The organism is Sorangium sp. KYC3313, assembly GCF_052075895.1.
GTDB lineage: Bacteria > Myxococcota_A > Polyangia > Polyangiales > Polyangiaceae > Sorangium > Sorangium cellulosum_B.
Genome location: NZ_CP197255.1, coordinates 2,429,683 through 2,452,375, shown reverse-complemented (window position 1 = coordinate 2,452,375; position 22,693 = coordinate 2,429,683). Strand labels below are relative to the sequence as shown.

General features: G+C 70.2%; 17 protein-coding genes. 6 read left to right on the top strand and 11 right to left on the bottom strand.

The features are described from left to right. Positions 1 to 123: 123 nt before the first annotated feature. Positions 124 to 1,362, top strand: a complete 1,239-nt coding sequence (locus ACSRUE_RS09630; RefSeq protein ID WP_437763796.1) for a VWA domain-containing protein — start codon at positions 124 to 126, stop codon at positions 1,360 to 1,362. 853 nt (positions 1,363 to 2,215) lie between these two features. Here ACSRUE_RS09630 and ACSRUE_RS09625 read toward each other — a convergent pair. The 5 genes from ACSRUE_RS09625 to ACSRUE_RS09605 all read right to left on the bottom strand — a co-directional run bounded on the left by ACSRUE_RS09625 (position 2,216) and on the right by ACSRUE_RS09605 (position 11,704). Beyond that, a complete protein-coding gene (locus ACSRUE_RS09625) occupies positions 2,216 to 4,405 on the bottom strand; it encodes an ATP-binding protein (protein ID WP_441290734.1) in 2,190 nt (729 codons plus the stop codon). Between the two features lie 16 nt (positions 4,406 to 4,421). Next, the gene (locus ACSRUE_RS09620) at positions 4,422 to 8,756 is read right to left on the bottom strand and encodes a HAMP domain-containing protein (protein WP_441290733.1); all 4,335 of its coding nucleotides are present in this window, start codon (positions 8,754 to 8,756) and stop codon (positions 4,422 to 4,424) included. A 113-nt stretch (positions 8,757 to 8,869) separates the two neighbouring features. Beyond that, entirely contained in the window at positions 8,870 to 9,310 is a 441-nt protein-coding gene (locus tag ACSRUE_RS09615; protein ID WP_441290732.1) for a response regulator, read from the bottom strand. Then, positions 9,307 to 10,899, bottom strand: coding sequence for an ATP-binding protein (locus ACSRUE_RS09610; RefSeq protein ID WP_441290731.1), 1,593 nt, complete (start codon positions 10,897 to 10,899; stop codon positions 9,307 to 9,309). The genes ACSRUE_RS09615 and ACSRUE_RS09610 overlap by 4 nt, the downstream gene beginning before the upstream one ends. Before the next feature lie 382 nt (positions 10,900 to 11,281). Next, entirely contained in the window at positions 11,282 to 11,704 is a 423-nt protein-coding gene (locus tag ACSRUE_RS09605) for a winged helix-turn-helix transcriptional regulator (RefSeq protein ID WP_441290730.1), read from the bottom strand. Positions 11,705 to 11,846: 142 nt separating this feature from the next. On the opposite strand from ACSRUE_RS09605, the gene ACSRUE_RS09600 reads away from it, so the two are divergent. Beyond that, the gene (locus ACSRUE_RS09600) at positions 11,847 to 12,977 is read left to right on the top strand and encodes an alkene reductase (RefSeq protein WP_441290729.1); all 1,131 of its coding nucleotides are present in this window, start codon (positions 11,847 to 11,849) and stop codon (positions 12,975 to 12,977) included. A gap of 164 nt (positions 12,978 to 13,141) precedes the next feature. Beyond that, positions 13,142 to 16,099: a HEAT repeat domain-containing protein gene (locus ACSRUE_RS09595; RefSeq protein ID WP_441290728.1), complete on the top strand. Its 2,958-nt coding sequence runs from the start codon at positions 13,142 to 13,144 to the stop codon at positions 16,097 to 16,099. A gap of 71 nt (positions 16,100 to 16,170) precedes the next feature. Here ACSRUE_RS09595 and ACSRUE_RS09590 read toward each other — a convergent pair whose 3' ends face one another. The 3 genes from ACSRUE_RS09590 to parA form a co-directional block, all read right to left on the bottom strand. Beyond that, on the bottom strand, positions 16,171 to 16,593 hold the full coding sequence (locus ACSRUE_RS09590; RefSeq protein ID WP_012240421.1) for a response regulator: 423 nt from the start codon (positions 16,591 to 16,593) through the stop codon (positions 16,171 to 16,173). A gap of 105 nt (positions 16,594 to 16,698) precedes the next feature. Beyond that, positions 16,699 to 17,367 carry a hypothetical protein gene (locus tag ACSRUE_RS09585; RefSeq protein WP_441290727.1) on the bottom strand — a complete coding sequence of 223 codons (669 nt, stop codon included), beginning with the start codon at positions 17,365 to 17,367 and terminating at the stop codon, positions 16,699 to 16,701. Then, positions 17,318 to 18,001, bottom strand: coding sequence for a ParA family partition ATPase (gene parA / locus ACSRUE_RS09580; RefSeq protein ID WP_437763787.1), 684 nt, complete (start codon positions 17,999 to 18,001; stop codon positions 17,318 to 17,320). The genes ACSRUE_RS09585 and parA overlap by 50 nt, the downstream gene beginning before the upstream one ends. A 94-nt stretch (positions 18,002 to 18,095) precedes the next feature. Here parA and ACSRUE_RS09575 point away from each other — a divergent pair, with 94 nt between their 5' ends. Both ACSRUE_RS09575 and ACSRUE_RS09570 read left to right on the top strand, forming a co-directional pair. Further along, complete coding sequence (locus ACSRUE_RS09575; protein ID WP_441290726.1) at positions 18,096 to 18,626, top strand: DUF4419 domain-containing protein; 531 nt, start codon at positions 18,096 to 18,098, stop codon at positions 18,624 to 18,626. Beyond that, a complete protein-coding gene (locus ACSRUE_RS09570) occupies positions 18,509 to 18,952 on the top strand; it encodes a DUF4419 domain-containing protein (RefSeq protein ID WP_441290725.1) in 444 nt (147 codons plus the stop codon). The genes ACSRUE_RS09575 and ACSRUE_RS09570 overlap by 118 nt, the downstream gene beginning before the upstream one ends. A gap of 90 nt (positions 18,953 to 19,042) precedes the next feature. Here the strand turns inward: ACSRUE_RS09570 and ACSRUE_RS09565 are convergent, their stop codons facing one another. From ACSRUE_RS09565 to ACSRUE_RS09555, 3 genes are all read right to left on the bottom strand, one after another. Next, positions 19,043 to 19,216 carry a hypothetical protein gene (locus tag ACSRUE_RS09565; protein ID WP_441290724.1) on the bottom strand — a complete coding sequence of 58 codons (174 nt, stop codon included), beginning with the start codon at positions 19,214 to 19,216 and terminating at the stop codon, positions 19,043 to 19,045. Between the two features lie 146 nt (positions 19,217 to 19,362). Beyond that, entirely contained in the window at positions 19,363 to 20,157 is a 795-nt protein-coding gene (locus tag ACSRUE_RS09560; RefSeq protein WP_441290723.1) for a glutathione S-transferase family protein, read from the bottom strand. A gap of 516 nt (positions 20,158 to 20,673) precedes the next feature. After that, on the bottom strand, positions 20,674 to 21,147 hold the full coding sequence (locus ACSRUE_RS09555; RefSeq protein WP_441290722.1) for a macro domain-containing protein: 474 nt from the start codon (positions 21,145 to 21,147) through the stop codon (positions 20,674 to 20,676). A gap of 278 nt (positions 21,148 to 21,425) precedes the next feature. Between ACSRUE_RS09555 and ACSRUE_RS09550 the strand changes: the two genes are divergently transcribed. Beyond that, positions 21,426 to 22,664 (top strand): PAS domain S-box protein, encoded by a 1,239-nt coding sequence (locus ACSRUE_RS09550; protein WP_441293071.1) that lies wholly within the window; start codon positions 21,426 to 21,428, stop codon positions 22,662 to 22,664. Positions 22,665 to 22,693: the final 29 nt, after the last annotated feature.

Below are 22,693 nucleotides of genomic sequence, written 5' to 3'. Positions count from 1 at the left end.
CACGCCCCCTATCCTGCCGCTGTGCGGCGCGCGCGCGGCGCTTGCGGCCGCTCGGCGGCTCATCGGGCTCCCGCCAGACAGGCTCTCTGGAGAGCTCGCGATCCCTCCGACACCCCCACAGCGATGAGCGCCCGCACCCCCAAGCAAGCCCCTCCGCCTCCCCTCGCCGGCGCGACGGATGACCTCACCGACGGCGACCGCGACGCCCTCCTGCGCTGGCGGCTCGCGCTCGGGCCGGAGGCAGAGCGCGTCGATCCTCGGCTCTCGCTCGGGGGGCTCGGCGGCGGAGCGTCCGCTCTTCACGTCGACCCGCGGCGGCTCGGCGACCTCGACAAGGCCCTCTCGTTCATCTACGACGAGCGCGCCGGCAACCTCGGCGGCTCGCGGCCGTACGTCCCCGAGTGGCTCTCCGCGGTGCGCGAGTTCTTCAGCCACGACATCGTCGCGCTCGTCCAGAAGGACGCCATCGAGAAGCGGGGGCTGACGCAGCTCCTCTTCGAGCCCGAGACGCTGCCCTTCCTCGAGAAGAACGTCGAGCTCGTCGCCACCCTCATGAGCGCGAAGGGCCTCATCCCCGACGCCGCCCGGGAGACCGCCCGGCAGATCGTGCGCGAGGTCGTCGAGGAGGTGCGGCGCGCGCTGGAGTCCGAGATCCGCACCGCCGTCCTCGGCGCCCTGCGGCGGAACACGACGAGCCCGCTCCGCGTCCTCAGGAACCTCGACTGGAAGCGCACCATCCGCAAGAACCTCCGAGGGTGGGACGCGGAACGGCGCCGCCTCGTCCCCGACAAGCTCTATTTCTGGGCGAACCAGACGCGGAGACACGAGTGGGACGTCGCGATCCTCGTCGACCAGTCCGGCTCCATGGGCGAGAGCGTCGTCTACAGCTCCATCATGGCCGCGATCTTCGCGTCCCTCGACGTCCTCCGCACTCGGCTCCTCTTCTTCGACACCGAGGTCGTCGACGTGACTCCGATGCTCGTCGATCCGGTCGACGTGCTGTTCACGGCGCAGCTCGGCGGCGGCACCGACATCAACCGCGCCGTGGCCTACGCCCAGGCGAACTTCATCGAGCGCCCCGAGAAGACGCTGTTCATCCTGATCACCGACCTGTTCGAGGGCGGCAACGCCGAGGAGCTCCTCGCCCGCATGCGCCAGCTCGCCGACAGCAAGGTGAAGTCGATCTGCCTGCTCGCGCTGTCCGACAGCGGCAAACCCTCGTACGACCACGACATGGCGCAGAAGCTCGCCGCCCTCGGGACCCCGTGCTTCGGCTGCACCCCGAAGCTCCTCGTCAAGGTCGTAGAGCGGCTCATGCGAGGTCAGGACCTCGGCCCGCTGCTCGACGCCGAGGCGCGCTGAGCGCCCGGCGAGGGCACGAAGACCACGGAGGCACAGAGGACACAGAGGTTCTTTTCCTTCCTCTGCGTCGTCTGTGCCTCCGTGGCCCCTCGCGCCGCAGAGCGGGGGCGGCGTGCTCTCTCGACACCGCCGGCGTCAGCGAGAGCGTCCGCGACGCCCCGCGCCGGCCCTGTCACCGCGCGCGGCGGGTCACCTTCGCCGAGCGCTCGTCCGTCCGCCGGGCGGCGGCGCGCTTCCGGGACGTGGCGCCCCGGGCAGCGGTCGCAGAGACCCGACGGCGGGCCCCGGCCGCCCGAACCACCTCTTCGAGAGAGGGTGTCTTGACCAGGAGGGGACCCGCGCTGTTCGCGGCGCTGATCGAGGGGCCAACTAGGCTGATAGAAAGTTTCACTTGAACTACCGATGTGTGTGGCGGACTGATCACGTCGCTCAGCGAGGGCTCATCACCTATAAACCGTTTTGATCTTTTACGCAGCGTCGCAGTGCGGAGATCACGAGCCCTGAGCGCCCGTCCGGACGTGAACTTGTCCACCCGGGAGATCCACTCGCCTTCCGCCTCTCACGGCGGATGCACGCGGGCACCACGGAGGCACGGAGGCACGGGTCTGGGTTCGCTCCGTGCCTCCGTGTCTCCGTGGTGCTCGGCGAGGGACTGCCCCCGGGTGTCGCACCGGGCGCTCTGTCACGAGCTTGTTGCACGATGCAGGCCAACGATGGACGGATGCCGGCATCGCCTCTTTTCCCAGGGGGACCGTGAGGCGCCTTTCACGGTTGAAACCACCGGTTGCAACGGTGGCGCAGCGCGACCGCCTCCCTGGCTCGCGGGCGCCAGGTGAGCTCGGGAGAGCGCCTCTCAGCCAGCGGGACCGGTCAACGATGATCCAGGGCGCTCGCCCAGGGGCCCGGACGGACCAGCCGCTCGGGGCGGGAGCGGCAACGCCACCTGGAACCTCGCCCCCATGCCCGGGGCGCTCTCCACCTGGATGCTGCCACCGTGGGCCTTCAGGATCTGGTCCACGATGTACAGGCCGACGCCCAGCCCGCCATACGAGCTGGTGGGCGCCGCCCGCTCGAAGCGCCCGAAGATCCGGGCGATGTACTCCTGAGCGATACCGATGCCCTGATCTGCCACCTGGAGCACCGCAGAGCGCCCATCCACCGAGATGCGCACCTGGATCGGCTTGCCCCGCCCGTATTTGATGGCGTTCATGAGCAGGTTCGTGATCACCTGATCGATGCGCAAGCGGTCCCACCGGCCGACCGCGGTCACCGGGATGTCCAGATCGAGCGTACAGCCGGCGCGCTCCAGCTCGGCCTCGAGGCGGCCTGCCACGTCGCGCGCCACGTCGCACAGATCCACGTCATCGAGGCTGAGCTCGAGGTGGCCGCTGTTGATGCGCGCCACGTCGAGCAGCGTGTCGATGAGCCGCGTGAGCCGGTCGATCTGCCCGCCGGCCTGGGAGAGCTTCGCCAGCACCTGCTCCGCCGACATCCCGCCGTCCGCGCGGTGGAGGGCGCGGGTGAGGCCCTGGACCTGGAGCACCAGCGCGCTGAGCGGCGTCCTCAGCTCGTGCGAGGCGACCGCCACGAAGTCCTCGCGGATCTGCACGGCTTCGCGCGTCATCTGCAGCAGCCGGGCGTTCTCGAGGCAGAGCGCCGCGCGCTGCGCGACGTCGAGGGCGACCGCGAAGTCCGGCGGCTCGAAGCGCTCGCCCGGCTCGACCCACACCATGCTGAGCGCGCCGAGCACCTCGCCGCGCGTGACGAGCGGCACGCACAGGTAGCTGCTGGCGCCGATCTCCTGGATCACGGCGGGATTGCCGATGTCGAGCGCCACGGCCACGTCGCGCGGAGCGCACTCGACGCGCAGGTCGGGGCGGCCGGTCGTGAGCACCGCGCCGACGCCGTCCGCGGTCAAGGCGAGCTCCCGCGGGCCGAACCGCGCCATGAACCGCGCCGCGTCGCGGGCCCTGTGCGCGGCCGCGAGCCGGCGCGCGCCGCCCTCCTCCCGCAGATCGAGCACGCACCAGGTGCAGATGCGCTCCGCGGCGATGCGCACGAGGGCCGCCACGACGCTGTCCTCGTCGAGCGACGCCGAGAACGAGCTCGAGGCCTCCGCGAGGATCTCCGAGCGACGCACCGCGGCCTCGGCCTCTGCGCGGGCCGCCCGCTCGCGCGTCAGGAGGTGCAGGCGCTCCTGCTCGTGGCGCTTGCTGTCGTCGATGTCCGTGAAGCTGCCGAGCCAGGCGACCACCCGCTTCCAGACGTCCCGCTCCGGGACCGCCTGGCACAGGTGCCAGCGGTAAGCGCCGTGAATCGACCTGAGGCGACATTCGCCCTGAAAGGGCTCACCCGACTCCAGGCAGCGCCGCCACTTGCTGACGAACTGGTTCAGATCGTTCGGGTGCACGGCGGCCTGCCAGCCCCAGCCGCGGAGCGCCTCGAACGCGAGCCCCGTGTACTCCAGCCAGCGCGAGCTCACGTAATCGATGCCGCCGTCGAGCTTCGCCGTGAAGACGCACTGCGGGATGGCGTCGGCCAGGTTCTGGTACCTCGCCTGCGCGGCGCGCCGGAGGTCCTCGACCTCGGCGTCGCGCCGCCGCTGCTCGGCCTGGCGCAGGAGCTCCGCCTGCTCCTTGATCTGCTCGCCGCGCCGGTGGAGCTCGACGAACACGGCGACCTTCGCCTGGACGATCTCCGGCTCGAGCGGCTTCAGGAGGTAGTCGACGCCGCCCACGGCGTACGCCCTGTAAATGGCCGCGAGATCGTCCATCGCCGCCGTCAGGAAGATGATCGGCGTGTGGCGCGACCGCTCCCGCTGCTTCACGAGCGAGGCGACCTCGAAGCCGTCGATGTCGGGCAGCCGCACGTCGAGCAGGATGACCGCGAAGTCCTCGGACAGGATCCTGAGGAGCGCGTCCTTGCCGCTCGCGGCGGTCACGAGGCGGTAGCTCTCGTCAGCCAGGATCGCCCTGAGCGCTGTCAGGTTCTCCGGCTGATCGTCGACAAGGAGAATGCTGGTCGTCGCGGGCGGGGTGGACACGGTGCGGCTCCGCGGCTCAATCCGGCCGCACCCAGTGCAGGATGGTCGACATCAGCCGCCCCTCGTCCACCGGCTTGGCCACGAAATCGTTCAGGCCGGCGTCCAGGCACTTCTGTCGATCTTCCGGCATCGCCTTGGCCGTCACCGCGATGATCGGCAGCTCGTTGAAGCGAGGATCGCTCCGGATCTCCCGCGTCGCCTCGTAGCCGTCGAGCTCGGGCATCATGATGTCCATGAGGACGACATCGATGGCCGCATCGGCCTCGCGCAGGATCTCGATACCGTGCCTCGCGTTCTCGGCCAGGACGACGTGCGCCCCGCGCCGCTCGAGCAGGCTCGTGATGGCGAAGACGTTGCGCGCGTCATCGTCGATGACAAGCACGCTGCGCCCGGCGAGCGCGACCGAGGAGGCGCCGTTCGTGAGGAGCGGCGCGACCGGCTCGGGCAGCTCGGCGCGCGCCGGCCTCGTCGCCTTCGGCTCCGTCCGCTCCGCCGGCAGGTACAGGGTGAACTTGCTGCCGAGCCCGGGCGTGCTGTTCAGCGAGATCTCCCCGCCGAGCAGGCTGGCCAGCTCCCGGCTGATCGTCAGGCCGAGCCCCGTGCCGCCGTAGGTGCGGCTCGTCGACGCGTCCGCCTGCTGGAACGCGTCGAAGATGAGCGTCTGCTTCTCTGTCGGGATGCCGATCCCCGTGTCGGTGACGGCGAACGCCAGGACGGTCTTCGCCTTGACGAGCGTCTCTCGCTTGAACGTGAGCGCCTTGCTGGCCACCTCGATCTCGAGCGAGATCCGCCCGGACGACGTGAACTTGAACGCGTTGGACAGCAGGTTCTTCAGGATCTGCTGGAGCCGCTGCAGATCCGTCATGATCCCCGCGGGGACGCCGGTCGCGACCCGCACCCAGAACTCGAGCTCCTTCTGCTCGGCGATCTGCCGGAAGCTCCGCTCGACGTACTCGGCCAGCTCGGAGAGCAGCACCCGCTGGGTCTTCACGTCGATCTTGCCGGCCTCGATCTTCGAGAGGTCGAGGATCTCGTTGATGAGCTGCAGGAGGTCCTGCCCCGCCGCGGCGATCGTCTTCGCGTACTCGACCTGCTTCGGCGTGAGCGTGTGCTCCTCGTTGTCCGCGAGGATCCTGGCGAGGATGAGCAGGCTGTTCAGCGGCGTGCGCAGCTCGTGCGACATGTTCGCGAGGAACTCGGACTTGTACTTCGAGGTGCGCGACAGCTCCCTCGCCTTCTCCTCGAGGGAGGCGCTGGCGCGCGCGATCTCGCGGTTCTTGATCTCGAGCTCCGACGCCTTCTCCTCCAGCTCCTGCGAGCGCGAGCCGAGCTCGGTGTTGGACCTCTGGAGCTCCTGGAGCAGCTCCTCCGTCCTCATGCTGGCGCCGATCATGTTGAACACGACGCCGATCGACTGCGTGAGCTGCTCGAGGAACGTGAGGTGGATGGGCGTGAAGTTCTGGAAGCTCGCCAGCTCGATGACCGCCTTGAGGCCGCCCTCGAAGAGCACCGGCAGCACGCAGATGTTGCGCGGCGGCGCGTCGCCGAGGCCCGAGCTCACCCGGATGTAGTCGTCCGGGAGATCCGTGACGACGATGCTCTTCTTCTCCAGGCCGCACTGCCCGACGAGCCCCTCGCCCAGCGCGAACCGGTTGGAGATGCCCTTGCGCTTCTGGAACGCGTAGCTCGACGTGAGCTTGAGCGCCGGGTACTTCTCCTCGGACTCGAGCACATAGAAGGCCCCGTGCTGCGCCGAGACGAGCGGCGTCACCTCGGACATGATGAGGCGAGAGAGCGCCTCGATCGTCCGCTGCCCGGCCATCATCCCGGAGAAGCGCGCCAGGTTCGTCTTCAGCCAGTCCTGCTCCTGGTTGGCGCGCGTCGTGTCCCGCAGGTTCGAGATCATCTGGTTGATGTTGTCCTTCAGCTGGAGGACCTCGCCCTGCGCCTCGACCGAGATGGCCCGCGTGAGGTCGCCCTTCGTCACGGCGGTCGCGACCTCGGCGATGGCGCGCACCTGCGTGGTGAGGTTGCCCGCGAGCTGGTTCACGTTGTCGGTGAGGTCCCTCCACGTGCCGGCCGCGCCGGGCACCTTGGCCTGGCCGCCGAGCTTGCCCTCGATACCGACCTCGCGCGCGACCGTGGTCACCTGCTCGGCGAACACGCGGAGCGTGTAGGTCATGTCGTTGATGGTGTCCGCCAGCGACGCGATCTCGCCCTTGGCCTCCAGGGCGAGCTTCTGGCGGAGATCGCCGTTCGCGACCGCGGTCACGACCTTGGCGATGCCGCGCACCTGCGAGGTGAGGTTCGAGGCCATGACGTTGACGTTCTCCGTCAGGTCCTTCCACGTGCCGGAGACCCCGGGCACCTGCGCCTGGCCGCCGAGCTTGCCCTCGGTGCCCACCTCGCGCGCCACGCGCGTCACCTCCGCGGCGAACGCGCGCAGCTGATCGACCATCTTGTTGATGGTGTCCTTCAGCTCGAGGATCTCCCCCTTCGCCTCGACCGTGATCTTCTGGGACAGGTCGCCGCTCGCGACCGCCTTCGTGACGAGGGCGATGTTGCGCACCTGGTTCGTCAGGTTGCCGGCGAGCTGGTTCACGTTGTCGGTGAGGTCCTTCCACGTGCCGGCGACGCCCGGCACCTGCGCCTGGCCGCCGAGCTTGCCGTCCGTGCCCACCTCGCGCGCCACGCGCGTCACCTCCGCGGCGAACGCGCGCAGCTGATCGACCATCTTGTTGATGGTGTCCTTCAGCTCGAGGATCTCCCCCTTCGCCTCGACCGCGATCTTCTGGGACAGGTCGCCGCTCGCGACCGCCTTCGTGACGAGGGCGATGTTGCGCACCTGGTTCGTCAGGTTGCCCGCGAGGACATTCACGTTGTCCGTGAGGTCCTTCCACGTCCCGCTGACGCCGCGCACCTCCGCCTGCGCGCCCAGCTTGCCCTCCGTGCCCACCTCGCGCGCCACGCGCGTCACCTCCGACGCGAACGCGCGCAGCTGCTCCACCATCTTGTTGATGGTGTCCTTCAGCTCGAGGATCTCCCCCTTCGCCTCGGCGGTGATCTTCTGAGAGAGATCGCCCTTGGCGACGGCCGTCGTGACGAGGGCGATGTTGCGCACCTGGTTCGTCAAGTTGCCGGCGAGCTGGTTCACGTTGTCGGTGAGGTCCTTCCACGTGCCGGCGACGCCCGGCACCTGCGCCTGGCCGCCGAGCTTGCCGTCCGTGCCCACCTCGCGCGCGACGCGCGTCACCTCCGCGGCGAACGTCCGGAGCTGCTCCACCATCTTGTTGATGGTGTTCTTCAGCTCGAGGATCTCCCCCTTCGCCTCGACCGTGATCTGCTTCGACAGGTCGCCGTTCGCCACCGCCGTCGTCACGACCGCGATGTTGCGCACCTGGTTCGTCAGGTTGCCCGCGAGGACATTCACGTTGTCCGTGAGGTCCTTCCACGTCCCGCTGACGCCGCGCACCTCCGCCTGCGCGCCCAGCTTGCCCTCGGTGCCTACCTCGCGCGCCACGCGCGTCACCTCCGACGCGAACGCGCGCAGCTGCTCCACCATCTTGTTGATGGTGTTCTTCAGCTCGAGGATCTCCCCCTTCGCCTCGACCGTGATCTGCTTCGACAGGTCGCCGTTCGCCACCGCCGTCGTCACGACCGCGATGTTGCGCACCTGGTTCGTCAGGTTGCCCGCGAGGACATTCACGTTGTCCGTGAGGTCCTTCCACGTCCCGCTGACGCCGCGCACCTCCGCCTGCGCGCCCAGCTTGCCCTCGGTGCCTACCTCGCGCGCCACGCGCGTCACCTCCGACGCGAACGCGCGCAGCTGCTCCACCATCTTGTTGATGGTGTTCTTCAGCTCGAGGATCTCCCCCTTCGCCTCGACCGTGATCTGCTTCGACAGGTCGCCGTTCGCCACCGCCGTCGTCACGACCGCGATGTTGCGCACCTGGTTCGTCAGGTTGCCCGCGAGGACATTCACGTTGTCCGTGAGGTCCTTCCACGTCCCGCTGACGCCCTGCACCTCCGCCTGCGCGCCCAGCTTGCCCTCGGTGCCTACCTCGCGCGCCACGCGCGTGATCTCCGAGCCGACGGTCTGCAGCTGCTGGACGACGTCGTTCACCTCGTCGGCGATCTGACCGATCGTCCCAGGCACCTCGCCGATGCCGACGCGCGCGGAGAAGTTGCCGGCCTTCACCGCCTTGAGCACCTCCAGCACCGCCTGGAGCTGCATCTCCCGCACATCCAGGTGGCTCCCGTTGGCGCCGCGCTTGCGGGGCGGCGGCTTCTTCTTGCTCGCTCCGCTCCCGTGCTTGTCCTTCGAGGTCGCCGCGATGTTGTTCGATTGCATGACCACCTTCCTGACGACGATAGCGCGCCTGGAGTGCTTGTTCCCATTGCAGGTGTCCGGGCCTCGTCCACGCCGGGGAGCGCGGCGTCACGAGACCCTGGAGTACCTCCGCTTCACGACTTGCCGCGGCGCAAGACCTCTGCGACCTGCCGCTGGAGACGAGCATGCTCGATATCGCGAGCGCGGCGCTCGAGCGCGCGTCGCATGCGAGAGCTTAGCTCATCGGAGCGGAAAGGTTTGGAGAGGTAGTCGGAGGCGCCGACGCGGAGGGCGCGCATCCCGGTCTCGACGGAGCCGAACGCGGTGATCGCGATGATCGCCAGCGACGGGTCGCGCTCCTTGGCCCGCGCGATCAGCTCGATGCCATCCATCCCCGGCATGCGGATGTCGGTGATCAGCAGATCGAAGCCCCCCGACGGCAGCAGACCGAGGCCCGACATCGCATCGGCCACGTGCGTCGCTTGGTAGCCGTGGTCCTTGGCGATGTCAACGACGAACCGGCCGAGATCATCGTCGTCTTCGACAACCAACACGCTCGGTGAGCTGAGACTCATGCTTTCTGCCCTTCCTCTCTACCCCCTCGACTGGCCCCTCTACTCGACTCCGAGCTCTCCTCTGAGCTCGCTTCCACGCTCGCCGGTGAACCGGACACGATCGCGGGTAGCATGACACGGAAGCGCGCCCCGCCTGTCGACGAGGCGGCGGCCTCCACCGAACCGCCGGCTTCCTCGACGATCCCACGGACGATCGCGAGCCCGAGCCCGCTGCCGCCGCCGGCCGCCTTCGTCGTGAAGAACGGGTCGAAGATCCGGTGTAGATCCTCGCCGGGGATCCCCGGCCCCGCGTCGGCGACCTCGAAGCACACGACGGCAGAGCCCGCTGGACCATCGCACTCGGGCAGGACGCGCACCTCGAGCTCACCGCCGCGGGACTGGGCCTCGACGGCGTTCAAGCACAGATTGAACACGACCTGAAACAGACGATCGGAGTCGAGGGCGACGCGCGCCCTCGCGGCGCCCTCGCACACGACGCTCGGCTCGATGCCGCGCCTCCTGCACTCCGGGCCCACGAAGGCGATCACATCGTCGATGACGCGCCGGAGATCGCTGTCCGCCTGCTGCGGTCTCGGCGGCCGAGCGAGGGAGACGAGGCGAGAGACGACGCGCGTGATCCGCTCGGATTGCCGGGCGATGGTCTCCAGCTCGGCGCGCAGGTGCTCCGGGCAGCCGGGCAGGTCGGCCGCGCGGCGCGCGCGGCCATGGATCACGTTCAGCGGAGATCCGATCTCGTGGCCGAGCGAGGTCGCCACCTGCCCCGCGGCGGCGAGCGCCTGCGCCTGCTGCAGCTTGCGCTCCCCGTTCACGCGCGCCGCCTCCTCCCGCATGGCGCGCTCCCGCGCCTCGCGGAGAGAGCAGGTCATCGTGTTGAAGGCGCTCGCCAGGCGAGAGAGCTCCTCCGCGCCGCGCTCGGGCACGGCCGCGTCCAGGTCGCCGCTCGCGACGCGCTCGGCCCCGGCGAGGATGGCCCGCGCCGGGAGCGCGACCGTGAAGCGCCCGACGAGCCCGGCGACGACCGCGCTGATCAGCAGCAGCACGACGCCGGTCACCGCGAGGCCGTGGTTCAACGTCCTCTCCAGCACCTCGACGTAGTTGCGATCGCGCACCAGGACGGCGACCAGGGGCTGATTGGCGCTGCTCGGCCGGATGGAGACCGTGCGGAGCAGCACGGATTGCCCGGCCAGGCTGGCGGCCTCCTCGATGTCGCCGCCTTCACGGAACGCCTGGCGCGCCAGCTGCTCGAGGCGCTCCGCTTCGCGCTCGACTCCCTTCGTGATGAAGATCGCCTCACCTTCGCTGGTGAACGCGGCGATGCCAAGGATGCGCTCGGCGCTCGCGAAGTCCTCTGCCCTCCGCCGGACGAGCGCGACGTCCCTGCGCTGCAGCGCGCTCTCGACGAACGCCTGAAGCAGGGTGGCGTAGCTGCGGAGCTCCGCCGTGGCCTCCTCCCGCAGGACCTGCTTGCGGTGCGCCGACGCGAAGATGCCATACAGCAGGATGGCCATCGCGATGGGGAGGACGAGAGACAACCAGAACTGGTGCGCGAGCCTCATCCCCCCCGGTCGGCGCTGGTGATGCAGTACCATACGGCGATCCACCGCGATCCCCCAGGGGACGCTCTCGTTTTGACGCTTCGCGTTATAACGGGATGCATCTTCGTGTTCGGGTATCTGGCGGGCTCATCCGCGTCGTTCGGCTCGTCGCCGCGTACTTTCGTACGCCTCACTCGCCTGCCTAACGGCTGAGCTCGTATCCCACGAATCTGCACCCCGCATTGACAGCCACCGAGATGCGAAGCCCTCGAATTACATCACCATTCCACCTGAGCGGCAAGCGCAACCTCGAGCGCGACACAGGAGCTCATCTCGCGACCTCGCCACACGAGCGCTCGGCGTCAGGTATTGCCTGAGCGTTGCTCAGGACCAGGCGGACTCCTTCGTGGCATCCGTCACGCGACCTGCGTGGACGCTACGGACGCTGCGTGGATGACGTGGATGACGCCCGCGCGCGCTTCGCCGCCGGTGCCGCTCGTGCCGCCCGCGCGGCGCGCTTCGCCCCCCCGCCGCGCGCCGCGCTCACCGCGAGCCGCTCTCCCCACCGCGAGATCGCCTGCGCCACCTCGCCGAATCCCCGGCCGGCGTCGGTCAGCTCGTACTCCACGCGCACGGGGGGCCCCGGCAGGACGCGCCGCACCACGAGGCCCAGCGCCTCGAGCTCCTTCAGCCGGCTGGAGAGCATCCGATCGCTGATGGCGTCGAGCCGCTCGCCGATCTCGCCGAAGCGCAGCGCCCCTTCCTCGAGCGTCGCAATGATGAGCCCGTTCCAGGGCTTCGCGAGCACGTCCATCGCGACCTGAAACTTCTCGCAGAGGTGCTGGCACGCGTGCTTCATGTGTCGTCCCAGACATCAGAATGACCTATCCACTTCCAAAAGGGAAGTGACTTGACATCGTGCAGTGCAGATTCATGATGCTCGCCGAACGGATGCCACTTCCCTTTCGGAAGCTACATCTTCTTTGCAAGGAGCATCGATCGTGACCACCGCCAAAGACCTGCTCTTCAGCCCCTTCGCGCTCGGCCCCCTCTCGCTGCCGAACCGCCTCGTGATGGCGCCGCTGACGCGCTGCCGCGCCGGCGAGGGCAACGTGCCGACCGAGCTCAACGCGCGGTACTACGAGCAGCGCTCCTCTGCGGGCCTCATCATCACCGAGGCGACGCAGGTCACCCCGGAGGGCGTGGGATATCTCCGCACACCCGGCATCCACACGGACGCGCAGGTCGCCGGGTGGCGGCTCGTGACGGACGCGATCCACCGGGCGGGGGGGCGCGGCTTCCTTCAGCTCTGGCACGTCGGGCGGGCGTCGCACACCTCGTTCCAGCCGAACCGGCAGGCGCCCGTCTCGTCCTCCGCCATCGCCATCCGCAAGGGCCACGCGCACACGCCCGAGGGCCCGCAGCCGTACACCACCCCGCGCGCCCTGGAGACGGGCGAGATCGCCGGCGTCGTCGCGCGGTTCGAGGACGGCGCGCGCCGGGCCAAGGCCGCCGGCTTCGATGGCGTCGAGCTCCACGCGGCGAACGGCTACCTCATCGACCAGTTCCTCCGGGACGGCGTGAACCAGCGGACGGATCGGTACGGCGGCTCGGTCGAGAACCGGGCGCGGTTCCTGCTCGAGATCACCGAGGCCGTGACCGGGGTGTTCGGCGCCGACCGGGTCGGCGTGCGGGTCTCGCCGCTGGCCGACTTCAACGACATGAGCGACTCCGATCCGAGGGCGCTCTTCGGCCACGTCGCCGCCGAGCTCTCGGCGCGCAAGGTCGTCTACCTGCACGTCGTGGAGCCGCTCTCGGGGCAGGCGCTCGACGCCGCGGCGCGGGTGACGCCCCTCCTCCGCGAGCGGTTCCGCGGCGCCCTCGTCGTGAACGGCGGCTACACGCTGGAGACCGCGGAGGAAGCGCTGCGGACCGGCGCGGCGGATCTCGTCTCCTTCGGCGCGCCCTTCCTGGCCAACCCCGATCTTCCGGAGCGCCTGTCGCGCCGCGCGCCGCTCAACGCGCCCGACGTCGCGACCTTCTACTCCGAGGGCCCGCGCGGCTACATCGACTACCCGCGCCTCGACGAGGCCGCGGCGGGGCGCGCCAGCGCCGGCGCACAGGTGGCCTGATGGCTTGATGCCCCGATCGGGCGGAGGCGGGCGGAGGTGGCGAGGAGCTCCCGCGCCCGCCGCCCGTGATAGCCTTCCAGGCCGATGCCGGCCGCCCATCCGCTGCTCCCGAACGACGAGATCCCCACGGCGCCGCGCCCGGCGCGCTCGCCCGCGGAGGCGCCGTGAGCGCGGCTCCGGGCGACGTGAAGCGCATCGGGGCCGGCGAGCTCCGGGCGTTCATCCAGGACGCGGGAGAGCTCAAGAAGGGCACGCTGCTCTACGACGGCGGGCAGCTCCTCAACCTCGCGCGCTACGAGAACAAGCTGTTCTGCGACGCCAGGGGCTCGGGGGCCTCGCCTTACAAGGTGTCGCTCGTCTACAGCGACGCGCCGGCGCCCGCGTTCAAGGGGCGCTGCTCCTGCCCGGCGCGGACCTTCAGCACCGCGTTCTGCAAGCACGCGGCGGCGCTGCTCGTCGCGTGGGCGCGCGCGCCCGAGTCGTTCGCCGTGAGCGAGGCGCCGCCGCCCGGCGCGCCGGGCGGGGACACCGCGCGCAAGAGCGTGAAGAAGGGCAGCGCGAACGCGCAGGCCATGATGAAGTCCGGCGTCGAGCAGGTCGGCACGCTCGTGCGCGAGCTCGGCGTGTCCGGCGTCGCGACGATCGGGGGCGACCGCATCGAGCAGATGGAGAAGCTCGCCGAGGCGCTCCGGGAGAACCGCCTCCGGCGCCTCTCGGCACGGACGCTCGACCTCGCCGCGCTGCTCCGCAGGCAGGCCGCGGGGGGCCGGCAGGCCCGGGGCGCCCCCCGCGGCGCGCTGCCGGCTGTCGCCTACGCGAACGTGATGGCCGACCTCCTGCTCACCGCCCGCAAGCTGGAGAAGCACCTCGCGGGCGAGCCGCTCGACGACCGCCACGTCGAGGAGCTCGTCGGCAAGACGTGGAAGGCGTCCGACAGGAAGCCCGCGGAGGGCCTCACGCTCATCGAGTACGCCTTCTCGACGCGGACGACGAGCGACGATTTCGTCATCCGGGAGAGCCGCTTCATCGATCTCGAGTCGGGCCGCCACGTCAGCGAGAAGCAGATCCTCCCGGTGTTCCTGGCGAAGCGGACCGACCCGAAGCGGAGCTTCGCCGGCGAGGTGCTCGCCGGGGCGCGGGCGACGACCTACCCGGGCTACCCGCCGCTCCGCGTCGACTTCAGCGATCTCGGCGACAAGCGCCCGCTCGACGCCGCCGCCCTCGAGGCCGTGCTCGCGCGGGCGCTGCCCGACGTCGGCGCGGCGCTCGCGGCGCTCCAGGAGCACCGCAAGGACGTCTTCGCGCCCGACCTCGTGCCCGTGGCGGTGCTCACCGACACGCTCTTCGCGCGCGGCGCGCGGCTCGCGGCGGTCGACGACAAGGGGGAGGCGCTCCACCTGCCCGACGACCCGGCGCTCGAGGAGCGGCTCGCCGGCTCGCTCCGCGACGCGCGGCTCCGCGCGCTGCTCGGGGACGTCGGCATCGACGCCGCGCTGCCCACGCTGTGGCCGCTCGCCGCCGTCGTCGAGGGGCCGCTCGGCCTGGAGCTGCGCCCTGTCCTCGATCAGGGCCTCGCGGCGCGGGGCGGGCCGCTCGAGGGCTCCGCCTGGAACGCCGCCGCCCGCGAGGCGGGCGCGTCGCCCGCGGCCATCGCGCTCGGCGAGGTCCGCGAGGAGCTCGCCGAGGCGCTCGTCACGGGCCTGACCGGGCTCAGCGCGCGCGCGACCGATCCGCTGGCCGCGCGGCTGCGCGACCTCCGCCTCGAGAAGCAGGCCGCGCTGCTCCAGGCGCTGCCGCAGCGGCCGGAGCCGGCCGATCGGCTCGACGACTTCATCAAGCTCTACCAGGTGCTCGAGATGGCGCTCGTCCGCCTGGCCGGCGCGACGCAGATCGACCGCGCCTCGACCGAGCGCGTGCCGACCTACGAGAGCGTCGCGGTGGCGCGGCCCGACGAGACGCTCACCCCGGACGAGGTGGCGCGGCGGCGCGCGGCGGGCGCGATGAACCGCTACGTCGCCGCGGTCCACCACGCGCGCTACTACGCGTCGCTGCCGGCGAGCGAGCTCGTGGCGAGCATCTTCCCGATCTGGGCGGACGGCACCGCGACGCCGACCATCGCGAGGACGTTCGCGCCGCTCGGGGCCGAGGCGATCGCCGCCGCGGAGAAGGCGCTCACGGTGAAGGCGGGCCGCGTGGCGAAGCTGACGGCGGTGCGGGTGCTGCAAGCGGTCGTGCTGCACGGCGGCCCGGCCCGCGCCGAGGCCACGGCGATGCTCGGCAAGGTCGCGGAGCACGCGAAGGACGCCGGCCTGCGGGCGCTCGCCCGCGACGCGCTCGACGTCATCGACGTCACGCAGCTCACGCACGCGGCGCCGCCGGGCGGGCCGGGGAACGACGCGGTGCGCGCGCGGCGCGCCGCGCGGCTCGGGCGCGTGCACGAGCTCGCGAAGACGCTGGGCGCCGCGCCGACCAAGGAGGAGCGGCTCGTGGCGCTGAAGGCGCTCTCCGAGCTGGGCGACCTCGCCGCGCTGCCGGCGTTCCGCCGCGCGTTCTACGCCGACGCCTCCCGCGAGGTGCGCGAGGAGGCCGCCTACGCGCTCGCGCAGCTCGGCGACGTCGAGATGGTCGAGACCTTCGTGCGGATGCTGGCGAGCCGGGGCGTCGACGAGCGGGAGGCGAAGATCGCCGCGTACGCGCTCGGCTTCCTCGGCGACGTCCGCGGGCTGAGCGAGCTGCTCTCGGCCTACGCCGACGGGTACAAGCCCGGCATCGTGGCGGACGCGATCCGCGCGTTCGGCCCCGTGGCGCTCGCGCCGCTCGTGGACCTCATCGAGGCGCGGCCGGAGCTCGCGAAGCGCGCGGCGGCGCTCGACGCGCTGAAGAAGATGGACGACACCGCGGTGGCGGCCTGCCTCGTCGAGCGGATCGAGGCGCGGCGCGGCGACGCCGATCTCGCCGACAAGGCGCCGCTCTACCTCAAGCTCGCGGACGTGCACGCGCACAGCCGGCGCGAGGTCGCGACAGCCCTCATGTCGGCGCTCTCGGGCGCCTCCGGCAAGGAGGCGCAGGCGGCCGTCAAGGCGGCGCAGAAGGCGCTCGGCGTCGTCAAGCGCAGCAAGTAGCCGGACGCCGCCCGGCCGCCCCCGATCCCATCGGCCGCCCTGGGGGGCCGTACTCCACAGCATGCGTTTCGCTACGGTAGCTCCACGAGTCTCCAGTACTTGTTGAGCGCCGCCATGAGCTCGACGAAGCTGAGGAACGTGACCGGCTTGAGGAGATAGCCAGCCACGTTGAGGTTGTAGGCTCCCACCTTGTCGCGATCGTCGTTCGATGTGGTCAACACGACGACCGACGTGGCCCCGAGCTCTGGATCGGCCCGCAGCTCGCGCAGGAACTCGATCCCGTTCATCTTGGGCATGTTCAGGTCGAGCAGGATGAGGCGCCGCTCGGCCGGGACGACGCCGCTGCGCAGCATCTCGAGCGCCTCGACGCCGTTCCCGGCGACCCAGAGGGGATTCGAGATGTTGTTCCGCTTGAACGCGCGGCGGACATTCATCACATCGACGTCGTCGTCTTCGACGAGGAGGATGTTCAAGAGCTTTTCTTCGACGTCCATTGTCTCCCAGGTTCTCATTGGCGAGGAGGACGTGAACGTCAACTCCCGGCGAGGCGGCCGCGCCAGCCAGGTGCGATAGGGGCGGCGTCGATGGGCGCTGGTCGGTCAGCTCGCCCGGGGCCGCTGACGCCAGAGCGTCATCAGCACCCGTCCGACCTGGACCACGCGACCGACCCGCCCTTTCGGCCCGGTGTCCGCCGGACGGAACGGCTCGGTGCGGTAGCTCGCGCTCGGGGGCGGCGCCTCGCGGGGAGCGGCGGCCTCGGCCGAGGCCGCGGAGACGGACGCCGGCCCGAGGCGCTTGTCGAGGTGGACCTCGACCGCCTCGCCGACCAGGTTGCTCATGTCGCGGTCGTTCTCGATGCAATGGAGCAGCAGCCGATCCGCGAGCGGATCGGGCAGGTAGACGGTGACCGCGCGCCGGGAGCGGCCGTCGTTGCCGAGCAGCACCGGCGGGCCGGCGTGCGGCTCCGACGTGGTGGCGAGCGCCTGGGGCCCGGCGGCGGCGCTGGCTGCCTGCGGCGCCGTCGCCGCGGGCGGCTCGGCGCCTGGCCGCGCCTCCGGTGCTCGGTCCTGCGGCGCCTCCTGCGCTCGCTCCCGCTCCTGCCGCGCCTCGACGGGCTTCTCGCCGTCGTGCGCTCGCTGTTCGGCGGCGGGCCTCGACCTCACGACGTCGACCGCCGCTTTGCCGCCTTCGCCGCCCGCGACGAACGCGTCGGCCTTTTCAGGCGACGGCGGCTTTCGTAGCGAGACCGCGACTTGCTTTTTGGCCATGGTGAAGCTTCTCCAGTTCTTCGAGAAGGTGGGTGATCTCTCTGGCCGCGGCGTCCCGCGGCGCGTAGCCCGTCACCCCTTGCCCGCAGGCGAGGGACTCCTGGTAGGCGATGCGATAGCCGAGCTCCGTGGAGAGCACCGGCAAGCCCGACGTCTCGAGCACCGCGCGCGCCGATTTGCCGAGCGCCGTGCGGCCTTGCTTGCGTGTGATGAGGATGCAGCCCTTGAGCGCGCTCCGCAGCGCGGCGGCCTCGCGGAACACCTCGATCGCGGCGGTGAGGGCCCAGGCGTCCGCGGCCGTGGGGCCGCAGGGGTAGACGGCGATGTCGGCGACCATCAGCGCCGATCGCGCGATCTCGCCGTGGCGCGGCGGGCAGTCGATGACGGTGAGGTCGTACGCGGCGGCGACTTCCGGCAGCTGTCCCGGCTTGTGCATCGAGGCGCCCATGGCCATGACGGTCGGCGTATCGTGCCCCGCCTCGGCGGCCACGTCGCCCCACGTGCGGACGGTCCCCTGGGGATCGGCGTCGACGAGCAGCACACGCCGGCCGCTCGCCAGCGCGGCCACGGCGAGGCTCACGGCCGTGGTGCTCTTGCCGATCCCACCTTTCTGTCCGGTGAGCGCGATGATCATGATAGACCCCCCCTAGCAGAACCTTCGCCGGGCGGTCCACTTTCTTGCGAGCGCGGACAGGGCTTCTACCGAGCCGTCCTGAGGGGAATTCCCGATGGGGACGTTGATTTCTCGGTCGTGTCGACGGGTTGGCCGGCACATCGCAAGAGGTGGTTCAGCTCTCTATCCGGCGGGAGCGTCTCGACGTGGAGGTGTCGTCGATGGGCAGGGTAGGATGCATCGATGTCAATCACCTTCGCCGTGTCCGAGGTCGATCGGCCGCAACAACTCATGCAGGTGCTCGATCGCGCCAAGGCCATCCCGAGCCTGCTCGGCGGGGGTGAGCGCGCCGCGCCGGGGCAGCGGCGAATGCCCTGGGGCAGGCCGCGACCTCCCGTGGCGCGCATCGAGGCGTTCTCGCCGAGCGACGCGCCGCTGGTCTCCGCGACCGATGCCCACGCGCTCGCGCACGCGGCGCACGACGCGTTTTACCTTCACCATCCGATGGGTCCTGTCGCCGGATGCCGTGTGGCTCTGCCTCGCGCAGGGGTTCGCCCACCACGTCGCGCTGAACGCCGAAGCGCTGCGCGGGCGGTTCGTCCGTCGCTCTTCCGCTACCAGAGCGGCTCCGGGCCGAGCGAGCTGACCGGCTGGATCCTCGTCCTCTTTCCCTACCTCAAGACGTTCGATCGGAACGGCGAGCGCCTCGGGCCGAACCCGTATTTCAGCCGGTGGGAGCAGGCGCTGCGCGCCGCGGAGAAGCGCACGGACTGGAGTTTCAACCCCGAGGGACCGAGCCTCCTGCAGATCCCGAGCTCGATCTCCAGCGCCCCCGTCAGGTTCGTCGATGTGCGCGACGGCACGGAGCACCCGTTGCGCTTCGTCGCAGGGCTCTTCGGCGTCACGCAGGAAGCCGCGACCGGCGCGCTCGCACCCGAGTTCGGCTGGGCGATCGTCCACGACGACGGCTGAGACCGTTTATGCTCGAGCAACCGCGTGGAACGCTACCGAATCCGCGGAGAGCGAAGCTCACGGCGTCCGTGTCTAGCATGTAACGCAGCGTCATTCGAACGGATCCTCTATGCCCGTGACTGGCTCCTGTGCCGGCCGCTCGATCTCATCCGGCCAGGCCCCAAGGCAGGCACGAAAGCTCGAAGGCCATTCGTCGATTGGCTCCAGCTCCAGGAAGCGCCGGACGTCCGCCACCGGAAAATCTGCCTTCTTGTGGGTCTTCATGCGATCCCCCGAGGCACGGATGCACTACGAGCAGGCTGGCCCCTGACTGCCCGCATGGTGGGTCGGCAGCGGCCTGCTCGGCGCCAAAACGCATTGTGCCATGCACATCGCGGGCAGCAACGTCATATACCAGCGCACGAGCGGCGTCAGAGCACCTGTTTGATCAGCTTCAGCGGGCTCAGCCGGTCCCAGACGTCCGCCTCGCGAAAGCTGGGCCGCGCCTTGACGGCCTTCGCATACCGGGCGAGGTGTGCTCGCCTGGCGATCTCGGCGTCGAAGCGCACGAAGCCCATTCGCGCGAGGAACACGGTCCACACCACGTCCGCGGGCCCATGACCGCCGGGGACGAGCGACTCGCGCCCATCCGCGAGCGCATCATCGAGCGCGTCCAGGAGCTCGAACGCCGCGCGCTTGCGCTCGCCGAACATCGCCACCACGCCCCCCGGGTCAAACGTCTTGACGCGCCCGGCGAACACCTCGGCGCGCCGCGCGTAGACGTCCGCGAGGTCCGCGTGCTCGGCCGCGAGCTGGCGCAGGCGCTTCTCCGTCGCCGCGAGCGTCCTTCGCACGGCCGGTCGCGCGAGCGGGTTCCACGAGAGCAGCCACCCGAACGTGAGCTCCTCGATGGGGAAGGCGTAGTGGCGGTCGAGCCAGCCCCGCGTCGCGTCGTCGAGCGCGGCCTCGGTCGTGCCGAACGCGAACAGGAGGATGTCGCGGCTCTGCGAGAGCACGCGGCCGTCGACCTCCAGCGTCGGCACGGTCAGGTTCGGGTTGAGGCGCGCGTAATCCGGCGCGAGCTGCTGCGCCCTGCGGTGGATGTCGACGCGCACCGATTCGAAGGGGACGCCGCGCTCGACCAGCGCGAGGCGCGCGATCATGGAGTAGTACGACGAGGCAGCGTGATGGAGGCAAAGGCGTGCGGGGCTCGCGGGAGCGCTCATCGAGCCGAAGCGTACCACCGCCGCGCCCCGGCGAGCGCCTGGCCAGGCGGCGATCTGCTCGGCTGCGCCTCGCTGTCGGAGGGCGACGCGAGCCGCGCGCGCGTCGTCGTGCTGGCTGGATCAGAGCTTGCACATGGCTGTCTTCTGCGCGTATGCGCTTCATCTGCTTGGCATCGTTCCCCGCGTTAGCACTGCTCCGGGAAGTTGCCCCGGAGCGGCAGAAAAACCGCCAAGCCGCCAAGGACGCCAAGGGGAGAGGGGGCCGTCCGGGCATCCCCCCCCTATTCCCCGGTTTTCTTGGCGCCCTTGGCGGCTTGTCGGTTCCCTTCCCCGGCCGACTTCCCGCAGTGGTGTTAGAGCGGTTTTCAGCTGAGCCTGGTACGAGCGTCGCAGAGCGGCGGTCACCCGCACAGGAGACGGGCCCAGATCGGCGTTTTCGGCGCGGAAGCGCACTCCTGTGCGCTGAGCACCGAAAACGTCGAGATGGGCCCGTATCCGAAGCGGGTGACCGCCGCTCTAGAGGTCGTAAACGTGAACGGACAGTCCGGCATCACAGAGCGTTCTCTGGACAATCGCCTCGACCTCTGGCCACTCCCCGCCCGCCAGGCCGCAACCGATCCTTGGCATATGGATCGATGCGCTGACACGCTGCGCGTGCTCCGCGAGCATGGCGAGACATCGCTCGAGCGCATCATACCGGATCGGCGGAACGCCGTGCTGCGAGCGCACGCCGTGCTGGGCGATCATGTTCGCGACGGAGAGATCGCCTTTCACGCTCACAACCTGTATTTCACCAAGCTTGAATCCAGCTGCTTCACCCCGGGCATGCCAGGCGCGGTACTGCGACTCGGGTTCGGGCCACTTCTTCGAGAGCGCGACCACGAACCCACGCCCCCAGCCGCCGATGTCGTTGCAGACATGGCCAATGATCCTCGCCCCCTCTCCGACGGGATCTGTCGCATCAGCCGTGCGGTAGTCGATCGCGTTCATTGTAGTCGCAGCGCCTCCTCGTCCTGTTGAATGTAACCGTTCACGGATGAGCACGCCAGGCTGGCTCCGTGATGAGGACGGATGGATGGACGTGGAGCGGCTCCTCGTCCCCGACCTCATCCGATGGAAAGGGGCCTTGCCTCGAAGGGCTCGACCCCGCAGGGCGGCCCGACGAAGTTCATCTCACAAGCTCGGCTTACCCCTCGTCCTCGCTGCCGGCCTCCGGTCGGTCGTCCTCGACACCGACAGCCGGCCCAGTTTACCTTGGACGAAAGATGATGAGCACCGTGACCGCTCCCGGTTCCCCGGGCCTCGCCGCGAGCTACATGAGGGCTGTCCGCAGCGCGCCTTTCGCGGTGATCGAGTGCGCGGGGAACCTCGACGAGCTCGTGGTCGCCGAGTGGAACGGCGAGGCAGAACGCATCTTTGGATATACCGCTGACGAAGCGGTGGGCCGCCGCCTGACGGACATGATCGTGAGCGAGGCGGACGCCAGGACCTTCGGGCGTTCGCTCGGGCAGGAGAGCGCCCCGCGCCGCTGCACCCATACCCGCAAGGACGGGCGCGCCGTCGTGTGCGAGTGGCGGGTTGCACCCGTGCTCGACGACGGCGGCGAGCCGATCCGGCTGCTCTGCTTCGGGCAGGACGTCACGGAGCAGGTCGAGGCCTTCGAGAAGGTCAAGGAGGGCGACATGATCCTCCGGGCCATCCTCGGCACCGTGGATACGGCCGTGACCCGGATGGATCGGGATGGAGTCACCACCTTCCACGAGGGCAAGACGCTCCAGTCCCTCGGCCTCAGGCCGGGCCAGTTCGTCGGACTGAACGTGTTCGACGAGCCTCCCGCGCCGATGGACATGGAGCCGATGCGAAGGGCGGTCCGGGGCGAGTTCGTCCGCACCCGCGTCGAGGCGTACGGGATGGCCTGGGAGACGTGGCTCGTCCCGCTGACCGACGAGCGCGGGGAGCGCAACGGCGCGGTCAGCTTCACGCTCGACGCCACGGAGGCGTTGCTCAGGGAAACCGAGCTGAAGGCGCGGCTCGACCTCATCGAGCGCCAGCAGCAGGTGATCCGCGATCTGTCGACGCCGATCATCGAGGTCTGGGACAGCGTGCTGACCCTCCCGATGGTGGGCGTCGTCGACAGCAGGAGGGCCGCCGACGTGATGGACGACCTCCTGGCCGCCATCGTGGACAAGCGGGCGCGCTTCGCGATCCTGGACCTCACCGGCGTCGAGGTCGTCGACACGAAGACAGCGAGTTATCTCGTCGAGCTCATCCGCGCCATCCGGCTCCTGGGCGCCGAGGGGGTCATCACGGGCATCCGGTCCAACGTGGCGCAGACGATGGTCTCCCTCGGGCTCGATCTGTCGGGCATCGCGACCGTCGGAAACCTCCGCGCGGGCCTGAAGCTCTGCATGCGGCGCCTGGCAGCGGGCGGCGCGGCGCCGCCCGGCGCGCCGCCGCGCGCCCCCGGGGGCGCGGCGCCGAGGCTCCCGGGAAGCGGCGGGCGCTGAGGTCCAGGACGCGAGGCGGGCCTCGGAGG

What these genes read in the sequence shown, in the direction of transcription:
- ACSRUE_RS09630 (WP_437763796.1), top strand. Translation starts at nt 124, where the DNA reads ATGAGCGCCCGCACCCCCAAGCAAGCCCCTCCGCCTCCCCTCGCCGGC.
- ACSRUE_RS09620 (WP_441290733.1), bottom strand. Translation starts at nt 8,756, where the DNA reads ATGCAATCGAACAACATCGCGGCGACCTCGAAGGACAAGCACGGGAGC.
- ACSRUE_RS09615 (WP_441290732.1), bottom strand. Translation starts at nt 9,310, where the DNA reads ATGAGTCTCAGCTCACCGAGCGTGTTGGTTGTCGAAGACGACGATGAT.
- ACSRUE_RS09610 (WP_441290731.1), bottom strand. Translation starts at nt 10,899, where the DNA reads ATGGTACTGCATCACCAGCGCCGACCGGGGGGGATGAGGCTCGCGCAC.
- ACSRUE_RS09605 (WP_441290730.1), bottom strand. Translation starts at nt 11,704, where the DNA reads ATGAAGCACGCGTGCCAGCACCTCTGCGAGAAGTTTCAGGTCGCGATG.
- ACSRUE_RS09590 (WP_012240421.1), bottom strand. Translation starts at nt 16,593, where the DNA reads ATGGACGTCGAAGAAAAGCTCTTGAACATCCTCCTCGTCGAAGACGAC.
- ACSRUE_RS09585 (WP_441290727.1), bottom strand. Translation starts at nt 17,367, where the DNA reads ATGGCCAAAAAGCAAGTCGCGGTCTCGCTACGAAAGCCGCCGTCGCCT.
- parA (WP_437763787.1), bottom strand. Translation starts at nt 18,001, where the DNA reads ATGATCATCGCGCTCACCGGACAGAAAGGTGGGATCGGCAAGAGCACC.
- ACSRUE_RS09575 (WP_441290726.1), top strand. Translation starts at nt 18,096, where the DNA reads ATGGGGACGTTGATTTCTCGGTCGTGTCGACGGGTTGGCCGGCACATC.
- ACSRUE_RS09565 (WP_441290724.1), bottom strand. Translation starts at nt 19,216, where the DNA reads ATGAAGACCCACAAGAAGGCAGATTTTCCGGTGGCGGACGTCCGGCGC.
- ACSRUE_RS09560 (WP_441290723.1), bottom strand. Translation starts at nt 20,157, where the DNA reads ATGAGCGCTCCCGCGAGCCCCGCACGCCTTTGCCTCCATCACGCTGCC.
- ACSRUE_RS09555 (WP_441290722.1), bottom strand. Translation starts at nt 21,147, where the DNA reads ATGAACGCGATCGACTACCGCACGGCTGATGCGACAGATCCCGTCGGA.
- ACSRUE_RS09550 (WP_441293071.1), top strand. Translation starts at nt 21,426, where the DNA reads ATGAGCACCGTGACCGCTCCCGGTTCCCCGGGCCTCGCCGCGAGCTAC.